Source organism: Micromonospora sp. WMMB235 (assembly GCF_001855515.1).
In the GTDB taxonomy this organism is placed as follows: domain Bacteria; phylum Actinomycetota; class Actinomycetes; order Mycobacteriales; family Micromonosporaceae; genus Micromonospora; species Micromonospora aurantiaca.
Genome location: NZ_MDRX01000001.1, coordinates 710714 through 724625 on the forward strand (window position 1 = coordinate 710714; position 13912 = coordinate 724625).

The following is a 13912-nucleotide window of genomic DNA, read 5'->3' on the forward strand; positions in this document are numbered from 1 at the left end:
ATGTCACGGTACGACTGGGGTAAGACGCACCCGGGCATCGAGCGGCTGGAGCGGGCGGTGACCGAGCGCCGCGACGTGGTGGTCAAGCACCCCCTCTACGCCAACCTCGACACCCACGACGCGCTCGTCACGTTCATGGAGCACCACGTCTTCGCCGTCTGGGACTTCATGTCCCTGCTGAAGTCGTTGCAGCGGCAGCTCACCTGCGTCACGGTGCCGTGGATCCCGACTGGCCCGACCGGCAGCCGCCGCCTCATCAACGACATCGTCATGGTCGAGGAGAGCGACGAACTCGGCGACGGCTACATCAGCCACTTCGAGCTGTACGTGCAGGGCATGACCGAGGCCGGCGCCGACACCACAGCCGTGAACAAGCTCGTCGACCTGCTGCGCGACGGCACCCCGGTCACCGAGGCACTCGGCGCCGCCGGCGTCCCCGCGGCGTCCGCCGCGTTCGCCGGCACCACCTGGCGCATCATCGAGACCACCCCTGTGCACTGCCAGGCCGCGGCGTTCGCGTTCGGCCGCGAGGACCTCATCCCCGAGATGTTCACCCAGGTCGTCGCCGTCAACGAGCGCAGCAACCGGCTCAACAAGTTCGTCGACTACCTGGAGCGGCACATCGAGGTCGACGGCGAGCAGCACACCCCGATGGCCATGCAGATGCTGGCCGACCTGTGCGGCGACGACGACACCAAGTGGCAGGAGTGCGCCGACACGGTGAACGCCGCGCTCGCCGCCCGCGCCCGCCTCTGGGACGACATCCTCGCCGCCGTCAAGGAGGGCCGTCCGGCGTGACCGGCTCCGACCCGCTCCGGCTCTACCGGACGGTCCGGCTGATCCGCCGCTTCGAGGAACGCGCGATCGAGCTGGTCCGCGCCGGGGAGATCGTCGGCGGTATCCACCCGTACCTCGGTCAGGAGGGGATCGCCGCCGGCGTCTGCGCGGCGCTGGACCGCGAGGACCTGGTCACCGGCACCCACCGCGGGCACGGGCACGTGCTCGCAAAGGGTGCCGACCCGGCCCGGATGCTGGCCGAACTGTGCGGTCGGGTCACCGGGCTCAACCGGGGCCGGGGCGGGTCGATGCACGCCGCCGACTTCGGCGTCGGCGTCCTCGGCGCCAACGCCATCGTCGGGGCCGCCGGGGCGATCCTCACCGGAGCGGTGTGGGAGCGCCGGCGGCGTGGCGCCGACATCGTCGGCGCCACCTTCTTCGGCGACGGCGCGGTCAACGAGGGCATGCTCCTGGAGGCGTTCAACCTGGCCGCGCTCTGGCGGATACCGGTGCTGTTCGTCTGCGAGAACAACGGCTACGCCACCACCATGCCGGTCGACGGCGCGGTCGCCGGCACCATCGCCGGGCGGGCCGCCGCCTTCGGCATGCCGGCGGCCGTCGTCGACGGGCAGGACCCCGAGGCGGTACGCGAGGTCACCGCCGCCGCCGTCGCGCGGATGCGCGCCGGCGGCGGACCCGAGCTGGTCGAGGCCCGCACCTACCGCTTCGACGCCCACCACACCTTCGAACATCAGGTACGCCTCGACTACCGGCCGCCGGAGGAGGTGGCCGAGGGCCGGTCCCGCGATCCGGTGGACATCGCCGGAGCACGGCTCGACCCGGCGGTACGGGCCGAGGTGGACGCCGCCGTCGAGGCGGAACTGGACGCCGCCGTCGACTACGCGCTCGCCGGGCCGCACCCCGACCCGGCGACCGCCCTGGACCACCTGTACGCCAGCGGGCTCACCGCCCGGACCGGAGGTGGCTGATGCCCCGGCTCTCCTACCGCAGGGCGCTCACCCGGGCGCTCGCCGACGAGATGACCCGCGACGATTCGGTCGTGGTGCTCGGCGAGGACATCCGGGTGGCCGCCGCGAACGTCACCACCGGCCTGCTGAAGAAGTTCGGCCCGGAACGGGTCCGCGACACCCCCCTGTCCGAGCAGGCGTTCACCAGCTTCGCCACCGGCGCGGCGCTGGCCGGAGCCCGCCCGGTGGTGGAGTTCCAGATCCCGTCGCTGTTGTTCCTGGTCTTCGAGCAGATCGTCAACCACGCGCACAAGTTCCCGCTCATGACAGGCGGCCAGTGCGCGGTGCCGGTCACCTACGTGGTGCCCGGCTCCGGCTCCCGCACCGGCTGGGCCGGGCAGCACTCCGACCACCCGTACGCGTTGTTCGCCCACGTCGGGGTGACCACAGTCGTACCGGCCACCCCGGCCGACGCGTACGGGCTGCTGGTCTCCGCGATCCGCTGCGACGACCCGGTGGTGGTCTTCGCCCCGGCGGGCGCCCTGGACCTGCGCGCCGACGTCACCGACCTGGTGCCCGTGCCGCTGGGCCGGGGGATCGTCCGCCGCGCCGGCACCGACGTGACAGTGGTGGCGGTCGGGCACCTGGTGCACGACGCGCTCGCCGTCGCCGAGGAACTCGCCGGCCAGGCGTCGGTGGAGGTCTTCGACCCCCGCACGCTCTACCCGTTCGACTGGGACGGGCTGGTCGAGTCGGTGAGCCGCACCGGGCGGCTGGTGGTCGTCGACGACGGCAACCGCTCCTGCGGCATCGCCGGGGAGATCATCGCCACGGTGGTCGAGCGGGTCCGGCTGGCCGCGCCACCCCGCCGGGTCACCCGCCCCGACGGCGCGGTGCTGCCCTTCGCGCCAGCCCTGGACCGGGCCGTGCAGCCCGGCCGCGACCAGCTCACCGCCGCCATCCAACTGACCCTCAAGGACGGATGAACGATGGACCCGAACTACACGTGGCCGCCGCTCGGCCAGGCGTGGACCGACCTGCCCGAGTCCACCCGTACCGCGATGGTGACCACCGGCGCCGTGGCCTGGGAGAAGATCTTCCACGGCCGGGCCACGTACAACAAGCAGTGGCGGCTGGCCCGCCCGCCCGTGTTCACCGCCGACGCGTTCCGCGAGCTGAACGAGGTCTGCGACCGCATCGCCCAGCTCATCCTGGAGGCCTGCCGGCGCCGCGCCCGCACCGCCGGTGAGCTGCGCCTGCTGCTCGACGTGCCGGACGGCGAGACCCGGCTGCTCGACCCGGACGAGGAACTGCACGAGGGGCTGCTCGCCGCGTACCGGCCGGACGTGCTGTTCTCCGGCGGCGTGCCGTGCATCGTCGAGTACAACATCGACAGCAGCCTCGGCGGCGGCTTCGACGCCGACACCGTGATCCAGCGGTACGCCGAGCTGTACCGTACCCATGACCTGCTCGACGGCGCGCGACCCGCGCCGTCCCTGCTGGACCAGCGGTTCGTGGCCATCCGGGACACACTCGGCCTGCCCGACGGCGCCCGGGTGGCGCTGCTGATGGACTTCGACGCCGACTACCCGGGGCTGGACGACCCGGAGACGTTCATCCGGATCCTGTCCCCGCTGATCGACCAGGCCCGCCCGTTCGGCATCGACCTGGTCATCGCCCCGGTCGCCACCGCCACCCTGGACGGGCAGAACCGGCTGGTCGTCGGCGGCGCCCCGGTGGACGCCCTGTTCCGGCTGTTCGTGCCCAACCGGGTCACCCCCAGCTCCGGGCTGGACGCGGTGGCCGGCGCGCTCGCCGCCGGCACGCTGCCGATGTTCGTCAGCAGCGCCGCCTGGCTGCTCAGCAACAAGCTGAACTACGCCTGGCTCTGGGACGACCTGGAGCTGCTGCCGGAGGACGACCGGACGCTGATCCGCCGGTACGTGCCGCACACCGTGGCGCTCACCGCCGACCAGCTCGACCGGGCGCTCGCCGAACAGGCCGACCTGGTCGCCAAGCCGGCCGGCGGATCAGCCGGGCACGGCGTGCTGATCGGCCGGGAGATGACACCTGTGGCGTGGGCGGACGGGGTACGCGCTGCGATCGCGGAGGGCGGCAACATCCTTCAGCGCTACCACGAGGCGGACCGGGTGGCGATGGACTTCGTGCAGATCGAGACCGGTGAGACGGTCACCGCCGACGTCCCGTACAGCCTCGCCCCGTACCTGTTCGACCGCACAGGTTCAGGCGCGCTGGCGCGGGTGGGCTACCCGGGGTGCGACGAGGTCCTCAACCTGGCGAGAGGCGTCCTCCTGACCGGCATCCTGCTCACGGACTGACCCGCTCCATCCCCGTCCACCCCCGTTCCCCCTCACTCCCAGCGTTGATCAAGGAGTTTGGGTCCTCACGGGGGCGTGTCAGCGACCCAAACTCCTTGGTCAACAAGGTGGATCCGGGGTCGGCGCTTGACCCTCGCCCCCTGACCCCGCTGATCATGAAGTTGACGGGAACAAATCGGACGCTCAGCGCCGCCAACCTCATGATCGTCGGGGCGGGGCGGGGCGGGGCGGGGCGGGGCGGGGCGGGGCGGGGCGCGGCGCTGCGCGGAGCCGGGGGGAGGGTGGGTCAGGGGTGGGGGAGGTGGGTGGAGAGGACCTTCAGGGTTTCGGCGGTGGCTACCGCGTCGCTGCGGGCGCTGCCGTGGCGGCCGTCGCTGCTGTACAGCGACGGGTCGGCCACCAGCGGGTGGTCGGTCAGGTGGACGTGCAGTGTGCCCAGGCACTCGGCCACGGCCCGGGTGTGCCGGGACAGCCGGCGCATCCGCTCGCCCAGGCCCGCGCGCAGCGCGTCCGGCACCGCCGGGCTGTGCGACACGTCGAACATGCCCACGGTGATGACGTCCGCGCCCGCCTCCCGTAGCGCGGTGATCATGGCGGTCAGCTCGGCGTCGACAGCGTCCGGGTCGTAGGCGGACCGGAACGCGTCGTTGCCGCCGCACACCACCAGGGCCAGGTCCGGCTCGAAGGCCAGCGCGCCGGCCAGTTGGGTGGCCCGGACCTCGTGCGCGCGCAGTCCGCGCCGGCCCAGGTTCAGGTAGGCCAGCTCCGGCCGGATCGCGCGCAGCTCGGCGGCGATCCGGTCGGCCCACTGGAGGTCGGGGTAGCCGTCGGCGGGTTCGCACAGTCCTTCCGCGACGCTGTCACCCAGCACCACGAACCGCCGCCACGGGTGCCCGCGCAGCAGGTCGGCGGCCTCTCCCGGGCGCAGGCACCACGGGTCGGTCGCCTCGGTCAACGTCGATGGCATGCCCGGCAGGCTAGCCGAGCGTCCCACGCCGGGAAAGAGGCTCAGCCCAGCAGGGCCAGCAGCTCCCCGGGCCGGCCCAGGCTGAGGTCGGCGGGCTCGTCGGGGTCGTACTGGTGACCCCACGCGGCGGCGACCGCGACCGCGCCGCTGCGCCGGGCGGCGCGTACGTCCAGTGGTGAGTCACCCACGTACGCGGCGCGGCCGGGTGGCACGCCGAGCCGACGGCAGGCCGCCTCCACGCCGTCGGGCGCCGGTTTGGGGCGGTCGACCTGGTCCCCGCCGAGGACGACCTCGAAGTGACCGAGCAGGCCCGCCCGGTCGAGCAGGATCTCGGCGGCCCGGTGGCTCGCGCCGGTGAACACGCCGACCGGCACCCGGGCGGCGATCTCGGCGAGCGCGTCGGCGACGCCGGGGTAGACGCGTACCCGGCCGGCGAGCGCATCCAGCTCGGTGTGGTAGCGGTCCAGGTCCTCGCCGGAGGCGGGCCGCCGCAGCAGGTGCGCCAGCAGGTCCGCCGGGGAGCCGATCGAGTAGCCGGCGATGACCTCGGCGTCGGTGTACGACGGACCGCCTCCGGCCCGCACCGCCGCCCGGTACGCCGCGGGCACCACCGCGTGCGACTCGACGAGCGTGCCGTCCATGTCGAAGACGATCGCGTCCACCGGGCCGGTCACGCGTTCTCCGCCCGGTGCGCCGTGGCGAGCCGCTTCGGGGCGCGCGCATACCACGCCTCGGTGACCAGCTCGGTCAGCTCGTCCACGCCGATCCGGTCGAGCCGGACCAGCACCGCCGGGTATCCGTCGAAGTGCGGCGTGGTGAAGTAGACAGCCGGGTCGTCGGCGATCAGCGCCTCCTTGGCGCCCAGGTCGGGCACCCGCGCGCCGAGAATCGGGCCGTCCGGCGCGGCGTCGCCGAGCGCATCGAGTTCGCCGCGCCGCAGCGGCCGCTCCCAGACGAACGACTTGTCGCGGACCCGCCAGGCGGGCGCCTCGTCGTACGTGGGTCGCTCGGTGGTCTCGGGCAGGCCCAGCGCGATGCGCCGCACGTCTTCCCAGGTCGCCATGGCCCCGACCCTACCGCCGACCCCCGACACCGCGGCCCGGACCGGCGGGCTCAGACCGGCGGGCTCAGACCGGCGTGGGCGCGGCAGGTTCCGTGGCCGGGCGCCGGGACGCGCGGCTCAGCAGCAGTGGCCCCACGGTCAGCACCAGGCAGACCACCGACATCACCAGCAGCGCCGGGGTCAGGTCGAGCAGCGCCACCGACCAGCCGCCGAGCAGCGCGCCGACGGGCAGGCCGAGGAACGCCACCGAGCCGGAGATGCCCAGCACCCGGGTCTGCAGCTCGCCCGGCACCCGCTGGTAGAGCGCGGCGCCGAGCAGCGGGTTCACCGCCGCGATGCCGATGCCGGACAGGAACGTCACCACGAGCACCACGACCAGGTCGTCGCTGAGCGCCAGCGCGAGCAGCCGGGGCGCGCCGCTGAGCGTCAGCCCGAGCGCGAACGTCGTCCCGGCCGGCAGCCGGGTGCCGAACATCGTGAACAGCAGGTTGCCCAGCAGCGCGCCGGCCGAGAAGACGCCCAGCAGCAGACCGAATCCGGCCGGGTCGCCGAGCACCTGGTTGACCCAGAGCGGGATCCAGACCGCGACGCTGGCGTTGGCGAACATGTTCGACACCGAGACCACGATCAGCATGGTCATCAGCGTCCGGTCGGTGCGCAGGTACGCGAAGCCGCCGCGCAGCGCCCGCAGGTACGGCTCCCGGGGCGCCGGTTGCGCCGGTGCGGGCGGCCGGACCAGCACGCCGATCAGCAGCGCGCAGACCGCGAACGTGGCCGCGTCGATCCAGATGGCCCGGGTCAGCCCGACCCAGTCGATGAGCAGTCCGCCCAGCACCGCGCCGAACAAGGTCATGCCCCGGGCCAGGCCGTCGTAGGCGCTGGTGAGCCGGATCAGGGGCACCCCGGCCCGCTCGGCCGCGGGTTTGAACAGCACGTGCTTGACCCGGTCGCCGATGCCGCGCAGCCCGCCGGCGATCGCCACCAGCACCAGCAGCGTGCCGAAGCCGAGCCAGGGCGCCAGCGCCACCACGGCCATCGCGACGGCGCTCGCCGCGTCCACGAACACCGAGGTACGGCGTACCCCGAACCGGTCCGCCCACGGGGTCGCGAGCGCGCTGGAGAGCATGTACGGAAGCGTCTCCGCCGCCGCGACGAGCCCCATCTTGGTGGGACTGCCGGTGGTCTCCAGCACGAGCCAGGGGATGGCGACCACCGAGATCCGGGTGCCGAGGTTGGACAGCAGGTCGGCGCCGACCAGGGTGTACAACTCCCGGCGCGGGTTCACGCCGGACTGCCGATCGGGTCGGCACCGGCCGGGTGGGCCGCCGCGTACCGGGCCCGCAAGGCGCGCTTGTCCACCTTCGCGGACCGGTTCAGCGGCAGCGCGTCGACGAACTCGACGGCGCCGGGCGCCCACGTCTCGCTCAGCTCCCGGACCACGAGCGCGATCAGCTCGTCGCCGGTCACCGACGCGCCCGGCGCGGGCACCACGTACGCGTGCGGCAGCTCCCCGGCCACCGGGTCCGGTACGCCGATCACGGCGGCGGCGCGTACCTCGGGGTGGCCGGCGAGCACGTCCTCGATCGGGCGGGAGTAGATCGGCCAGCTGCGCTGCCGGGTGAGGATCCGGTCCTGTAACCGGTCGACCAGGTAGAGGTAGCCGTCGGCGTCGAGGTGCCCGATGTCGCGGGTGCGGACCCAGCCGTCGACGAGCGTCTCGGCGGTCAGCTCCGGCTGACCGTGGTAGCCGGCGAAGCTCAGCTTGGTACGCACCCACACCTCGCCGTCCTCGCCGGCCGGCAGCACCCGCCCGCCCGCGTCGCGGATCTCCACCGACACGTCGCCGTACGGGCGGCCGCAGGAACGCAGCCGCTCCGGGTGCTCCGGGTCCTCGGTGAGCCCGGGCAGCGCGCAGATGACCACCGCCTCGCTGAGCCCGTACACGATGCGCAGGCACGGGCCGAAGCGGGCGATGGCCTGGCGCAGCCGGGCCGGCGCGGCGGGCCCGGCGCCCACGTTGAACATGAACATCGCGGAGAAGTCGGCGCCCGGCAGGTCGGGGTGGTCGAGCACCTCGTAGAGCATCGGCGGGGTGACGAACGTGGAGGTCAGCCGTTCGGCGTCCACCGTGGCGACGAACGCGGCCGGATCCCACTGTTCGCGCAGGAACAGCACCCCGCCGGTGAACAGGTTGATCAACGTGGTGATCTGGCCGCTGGCCAGCCACATCGGGGAGTGCGACAGGTGCCGCAGCAGCGGGAACCCGGCGCCCCGGAAGTCGGCGGCGAGCGCGAGCACCTGCCGGTAGAAGCTCTCCCGGTGGTGCACCAGCTTCGGCGTGCCGGTGGTGCCGCTGGTCTGCAGGATCGACTCCGGCGCCGGCACCTCGGCGGGCAGCTCCGCGGCCGGCCCGGCGGCCCCGGCGGTCAGGTCCGGTCCGGCGCCGCCGGGTCCGAGGCAGAGCACCGGTACGCCGGACAGGCCCGCCGCGACCTCCACCGCCTGCGCGTCACGCGGGTCGTGGACGAACGCCTCCGGCGCGGACAGCGCGACGAACTCGTCGACCTCCCGCCGCGAGGTCACCGGGGCCACCCACATGCTCCGGCAGCCCAGCAGGTGCAGGGCCAGTTGCAGCAGCGGACCCTCGACCGTGTTGCCGAGCATCACCAGCACCGCCGCGCCGGGGCGTACCCCGTGGTGACGCAACGCGGCGGCCAGGCCGCGCACCTGCGCGGCGACCTGGGGGTAGGTGAGGCGGCGTCCGCCGCCGACGAGCGCCTCCCGGTCGCCGAACCCGGCGAACAGCTCCAGCGCCTCGTGCACATAGTTCGGCCGGTCGGTCATCGGGCAGCCCCCATCATGGTCCGCGAGCGGCGTCCGGCCAGGTCAGGGCCGGGACATGACGGCAGGTGCCAGGGTCGGCGACCGCACCGCCGCCAGCCCCGAGCCTAGGCAGCCGCGGTCCACGCCGGACAGAGCCGATCGTCGCTGCGTCACGCCCCCCGGGCATTTGATCATGTCGATCAGGTTGATTGACGCTCGTCACGGCCGGAAGCTAGTTTCCGGTCCATCGCCCGGGCCGGTGCCGCCGACCGCGTCACGCCCGGGGCTGCCGACCATGGAGGATCGATGCCGACCCCGAAGAGATGGCACGTCATAGCTTCCGCCGTAACGCTGCTGATCGCCGCCACCCCGGCGGTCACCGCGAGCGCCGGCCCGACCGGGAACGACCGCGCCGGGCACGGGCGCGCCGAGTGGGCCGGAACCTGGGCCGCGGCGGTGACCCGCGGGAACACCGTGGGCCTGACCGAGACCGGCCTGAACAACCAGAGCATTCGGATGACAGTGCAGACCTCGGTGGGCGGGCCGCGCCTGCGGGTGCGGCTGACCAACCTCTACGGCCAGCAGGCCGTCCAGGTCGGCAGCGCCACCATCGCCCGGCCGAACACCGCCACCCCCGATGACCTGTCCGACATCGTCCCGGCCAGCATCCGGCAGCTGACGTTCTCCGGCGCCGGCACGGCGACCATCAACAAGGGCGCCGAACTGCTCAGCGACCCGGTCAACTTCCCGGTGACCGAGCAGGAGGACCTGGTGGTCACCCTGTACTTCCCGGTGCTCACCGGGCCGGTCACGTTCCACGGTCAGTCCAAGGTCACCAACTTCATCGGCGCCACCGACCTCACCTCGGCGGCCGACGGCACCGGCTTCACCATCCGGCCCAACTGCTGCTGGATGTTCCTGTCCGGCATCGACGTGGAGCGCAAGGCCACGCCCGGCTCCGTGGTGGTGCTGGGTGACTCCATCAGCGACGGCAACGGCAGCACCGTCAACGCCGACCGCCGCTGGCCGGACTTCCTGGCCAAGCGGCTGATCGACGCCCGCCCGGAGCCGCGTACCCCGGGTGTGCTCAACCTCAGCCTGGCCGGCAACCGGCTCAACCACGAGGGCACCGAGCCCGGCGCGGGCGGTTTCCCCGGCTACTACGAGCTGGGCCCGAACGCGCTGGCCCGGCTCAACGAGGACGTGTTCCCGCAGACCGGGGTACGGACCGTCATCACCCACCTGGGCATCAACGACATCTGGATGAACGGCGACAGCCCGGAGGCGATCATCGCCACGCTGCGCCAGCTCAACCAGCAGGTCCAGGCGCGCGGCCTGACCAGCATCGCCGGCACGCTCATGCCGTACGAGGGCAATGGCGGGCCGGGCGTGTGGACCCCGGAGAAGGACGCCACCCGGCAGGCCGTCAACACCTGGCTGCGCGGGCCCGGCCGCGCCGAGTTCGACGGCGTCGTCGACTTCGACGCGGTGATGCGGGATCCGGCCCAGCCGAGCCGGCTGCTGCCGGCGTACGACTCGGGTGACCACATCCACCCGAACGACACGGGCGCCGCGGTGATGGCGAACGCCGTACCACTGAAGCTGCTCGGACTGTGACACCGGGCGGGGGCGGCGGTCGACACGACGCCGCCCCCGCCGCCGTTTCCTGGGGAGGAAGAGACAGTGGACGTCAGTGAGATCCTGACCGGCCTCTACAGCGAGCAGGGCCGGCAGAACCCGTATCCCTTCTACGCGGCCCTGCACGAGCACGGGCCGATCAACGCCGTTCCGGCCCGGGCCGAGCACAGCACCGTGAGCGCGGTGGCCGGCGGGTACGACGTGGTGGACCAGATCCTGCGTGATCCCGGCTGGTACAAGGGCTTCCCGCCCGGCTGGGAGGAGCAGGAGATCCTGCGTACGTTCCTCACGTCGATGATGTTCGTCAACCCGCCGGACCACACCCGGATGCGCGCGGTGTTCGCCAGGACGTTCACCCCGCGCCGCCTCGGCGCGCTGGAGCCGGTGATCGAGCGGATCGTCGCCGAACGCCTGGATCACATGGCCGAGGTGGGCGCGGACGGCCACGAGGTGGACTTCGTGGCCGACTTCGCGTACCCGGTCCCGGCGCTGGTGATGGCCGAGTTCATCGGCCTGCCCGCGGCGGACCTGTCCTGGTACCGGCAGCGGGTCGACTGGATCGACGAGTACATGGACGTGTCCGGCAAGACGCCGGAGCGGCTGGCCCGGGCCAACCAGGCCGCCGAGGAGTTGCGCGTCTTCTACCGGGACCTGATCGCCCACCGGCGCCGTACGCCCGGCCACGACCTGATCAGCGGGCTGGCCGAGGTGCTCGACGCGGGCGGCGTCGACCTCACCGAGGATGAGTTGATCAGCAATCTGATCGTGCTGTTCAACGCCAGCTTCGTCACCACCGTCTACATGTTCAGCAACGGCCTTCCACTGCTGCTGGAGCACCCGGACGTCACCGCCGCGCTGCCCGGCGACGACGCGCTCGCCCGGGGCTGCGTGGAGGAGGTGCTGCGGATGGAGAGCCCGGTGCACTTCCTGGCCCGCTCCGCGCCCGCAGGCGTCGACCTCGGCGGGGTGCCGATCGACCGCGACGACAACGTGCTGCTGCTGATCGCCGCCGCCAACCGTGACCCGGCCCGGTTCCCCGACCCAGACCGCTTCGACCCGCGCCGCGACGGCCCGCCGTCGCTGGCCTTCGGCGTCGGGCTGCACTTCTGTCTCGGCTCGGCGGTGTCCCGGCTGGAGGGCCGGCTGGCGCTGCCGCGCCTGTTCGCGCGCTTCCCCCGGCTCGCCGTCACCCAGCCCTACACGTACAGCGGGAGCCTGTTCCTGCGCGGTATCGACAAACTCTTCGTCACCACCGGGGAGGCCGGATGACACTCGATCCGCAGGTGGTCGCGTGGCGGGCCGCGAGGGCCGCCGCCGGCACCGTGCCGCTCTACACCCAGACCCTCGCCGAGGCCCGCGCCGCCGACCTCGCCGCGATCCGCGCCGGCTCCGGCGCGGTCGAGCCGGTCGCGGAGGTACGCGACACGACGGTGCCCGGCCCGGCCGGGCCGCTGCCGGTGCGGATCCACCGGCCGGACGGCGACGGACCGCTGCCCACGCTCGTCTACTTCTTCGGCGGCGGCTGGACGCTCGGCAGCGTCGACACGGCCGACGGGATCTGCCGTCGGCTGGTCAACCTCACCGGCGCCCAGACCGTGACCGTCGGCTACCGGCTCGCCCCGGAGCACCCGTTCCCGGCGGCGGTGGAGGACTGCCATGCCGCGTTGCGGCACCTCGCCGCGCACGCCGCCGAGTTCCGCGTCGACGCCGACCGGCTGGCTGTCGGCGGGGACAGCGCGGGCGGGAACCTGGCCGCCGCGGTGACGCTGCTGGCCCGCGCCGACGGCGGTCCCCGGCTCGCCGCCCAGTTGCTCGTCTACCCGAACACCGACCAGCGGCCCGGGCACCGGCCGGCCGACGACGAGGACCCGATGCTGTTCAACAGGCACTCGGTCGGCTGGTACCGCGGCCACTACCTCGCCGACCCCGGCGACGCGGCCCACCCGCTCGCGTCGCCGCTGCTCGCCGAGGACCTGTCCGGCCTGCCCCCGGCGTTCGTGATCACCGCCGGGCACGATCCGCTGCGTGACGAGGGCCTGCGGTACGCGTCTCGGCTGCGCGAGTCCGGTGTGCCCACCGAGACGGACGACTACCCGGGCATGGTGCACGGGTTCTTCGCCATGCCCGGCGTGTTCGACGCCGGCCGGCTGGCCCAGGAACGCGCCGCCGCCTTCCTGCGCCGCGCGTTCGGGCTCGACCCGGCGCACGCCCGGGCGGCGACGGGTGCCGACCATGGCTGACCCGGCGGACGGGTTCGTGCCACCGGCCAGCCTGGCCGAGTTCGCCGCGCTCGCCCGGGCGGTCCTGCCGGCCGACGTGTGGGACTTCGTCGACGGCGGCAGCGGCACCGAGACCGCCCTTGCCGCGAACCGGGCCGCACTGGACCGGGTGGCGGTTCTGCCCCGGATGCTGGCCGGGGTGGACGACCCGTCCACCGAGGCGACGCTGCCCGGCGGCCGGGCCGCGTTGCCGGTGGCTGTCGCACCGATGGCGTACCAGCGGCTGCTGCACCCCGACGGCGAGCCGGCGCTCGCGGCGGCGGCCCGCGCGGCGGGCGTGCCGTACGTGGCGAGCACGCTGTCCAGCACCCCGATCGAAGAGATCGCGGCGACCGGTGCGACGGTGTGGTTCCAGCTCTACTGGCTGCGTGACCGGGCGCTGGTGGCCGACCTGCTCGACCGGGCGGAGGCGGCCGGCTGCGCGGCGGTGATGGTGACCGTGGACGTGCCGGTGCTGGGGCGGCGCCTGCGCGACGCGCGCAACGGCTTCGCGTTGCCGCCGCACGTCACCGCCGCGAACCTGCCCGGCGGCCGGGACGACCTGGCGCATCAGGGCACGCCCGGCGTCTCGGCGGTGGCCGTGCACACCGGCGCGGTCTTCGCCCCGGCGTTGAGCTGGGCGGACCTGGAGTGGCTGCGCGCGCGTACCCGGGCGCCGTTGCTCGTCAAGGGCATCCTGGACCCGCGCGACGCGGTCCGCGCGGCGGACGCCGGCGTCGACGCCGTGGTGGTCTCCAACCACGGCGGACGGCAGCTCGACGCCGCCCCGGCCAGTGCGGCCGTGCTGCCGGAGGTGGTCGCGGCGGTCGACCAGCGGTGCGCGGTGCTGCTGGACAGCGGCGTCCGCGGCGGCGTCGACGTGCTGCGCGCGCTGGCGCTCGGCGCGGACGGCGTGCTGCTCGGACGGCCGCTGCTCTGGGCGCTCGCGGCGGGCGGCCGGGCCGGCGCTGAGGCGGCGCTGGCGCTGCTCGCGGCGGAGTTGCGCGACGCGCTCATCCTCAGCGGCTGCCCCGACCCGGCCTCGGCCCGGCGGCTGCGTACCCGGATCGGAGGCTGAC

Annotated in this window: 13 protein-coding genes; 8 read left to right on the forward strand and 5 right to left on the reverse strand. The window is 73.7% G+C overall.

All coding sequences use genetic code 11. The features are described 5' to 3' along the window. The 4 genes from BFV98_RS02855 to BFV98_RS02870 are packed head-to-tail and all read left to right on the forward strand — an operon-like array spanning position 1 to position 4084. Positions 1–798: a DUF3050 domain-containing protein gene (locus tag BFV98_RS02855; RefSeq protein ID WP_013286631.1), complete on the forward strand. Its 798-nt coding sequence runs from the start codon at positions 1–3 to the stop codon at positions 796–798. After that, positions 795–1766 (forward strand): thiamine pyrophosphate-dependent dehydrogenase E1 component subunit alpha, encoded by a 972-nt coding sequence (locus BFV98_RS02860; RefSeq protein ID WP_071094783.1) that lies wholly within the window; start codon positions 795–797, stop codon positions 1764–1766. Before BFV98_RS02855 ends, BFV98_RS02860 begins: the two co-directional genes overlap by 4 nt. Next, a complete protein-coding gene (locus tag BFV98_RS02865) occupies positions 1766–2731 on the forward strand; it encodes an alpha-ketoacid dehydrogenase subunit beta (RefSeq protein WP_030268688.1) in 966 nt (321 codons plus the stop codon). The genes BFV98_RS02860 and BFV98_RS02865 overlap by 1 nt, the downstream gene beginning before the upstream one ends. 3 nt (positions 2732–2734) lie before the next feature. After that, positions 2735–4084 carry a hypothetical protein gene (locus BFV98_RS02870; protein WP_071094785.1) on the forward strand — a complete coding sequence of 450 codons (1350 nt, stop codon included), beginning with the start codon at positions 2735–2737 and terminating at the stop codon, positions 4082–4084. A gap of 286 nt (positions 4085–4370) precedes the next feature. Here BFV98_RS02870 and BFV98_RS02875 read toward each other — a convergent pair whose 3' ends face one another. The 5 genes from BFV98_RS02875 to BFV98_RS02895 form a co-directional block, all read right to left on the reverse strand. Then, positions 4371–5051, reverse strand: coding sequence for an SGNH/GDSL hydrolase family protein (locus BFV98_RS02875; RefSeq protein ID WP_013286627.1), 681 nt, complete (start codon positions 5049–5051; stop codon positions 4371–4373). A 41-nt stretch (positions 5052–5092) separates the two neighbouring features. Beyond that, on the reverse strand, positions 5093–5725 hold the full coding sequence (locus BFV98_RS02880; RefSeq protein ID WP_071094787.1) for an HAD family hydrolase: 633 nt from the start codon (positions 5723–5725) through the stop codon (positions 5093–5095). Beyond that, positions 5722–6114, reverse strand: a complete 393-nt coding sequence (locus BFV98_RS02885) for an MmcQ/YjbR family DNA-binding protein (RefSeq protein WP_013286625.1) — start codon at positions 6112–6114, stop codon at positions 5722–5724. Before BFV98_RS02885 ends, BFV98_RS02880 begins: the two co-directional genes overlap by 4 nt. A gap of 64 nt (positions 6115–6178) precedes the next feature. Then, the gene (locus tag BFV98_RS02890) at positions 6179–7399 is read right to left on the reverse strand and encodes an MFS transporter (RefSeq protein WP_047892395.1); all 1221 of its coding nucleotides are present in this window, start codon (positions 7397–7399) and stop codon (positions 6179–6181) included. Then, the gene (locus tag BFV98_RS02895) at positions 7396–8958 is read right to left on the reverse strand and encodes a class I adenylate-forming enzyme family protein (protein ID WP_071094789.1); all 1563 of its coding nucleotides are present in this window, start codon (positions 8956–8958) and stop codon (positions 7396–7398) included. Before BFV98_RS02895 ends, BFV98_RS02890 begins: the two co-directional genes overlap by 4 nt. A 285-nt stretch (positions 8959–9243) precedes the next feature. On the opposite strand from BFV98_RS02895, the gene BFV98_RS02900 reads away from it, so the two are divergent. From BFV98_RS02900 to BFV98_RS02915, 4 genes are all read left to right on the forward strand, one after another. Next, positions 9244–10554 (forward strand): SGNH/GDSL hydrolase family protein, encoded by a 1311-nt coding sequence (locus BFV98_RS02900; protein ID WP_071094791.1) that lies wholly within the window; start codon positions 9244–9246, stop codon positions 10552–10554. Between the two features lie 66 nt (positions 10555–10620). Continuing rightward, positions 10621–11844 (forward strand): cytochrome P450, encoded by a 1224-nt coding sequence (locus BFV98_RS02905; RefSeq protein ID WP_047892396.1) that lies wholly within the window; start codon positions 10621–10623, stop codon positions 11842–11844. Continuing rightward, positions 11841–12815, forward strand: coding sequence for an alpha/beta hydrolase (locus BFV98_RS02910; protein ID WP_071094793.1), 975 nt, complete (start codon positions 11841–11843; stop codon positions 12813–12815). The genes BFV98_RS02905 and BFV98_RS02910 overlap by 4 nt, the downstream gene beginning before the upstream one ends. Then, the gene (locus BFV98_RS02915) at positions 12808–13911 is read left to right on the forward strand and encodes an alpha-hydroxy acid oxidase (RefSeq protein ID WP_071098732.1); all 1104 of its coding nucleotides are present in this window, start codon (positions 12808–12810) and stop codon (positions 13909–13911) included. Before BFV98_RS02910 ends, BFV98_RS02915 begins: the two co-directional genes overlap by 8 nt. Position 13912: the final 1 nt, after the last annotated feature.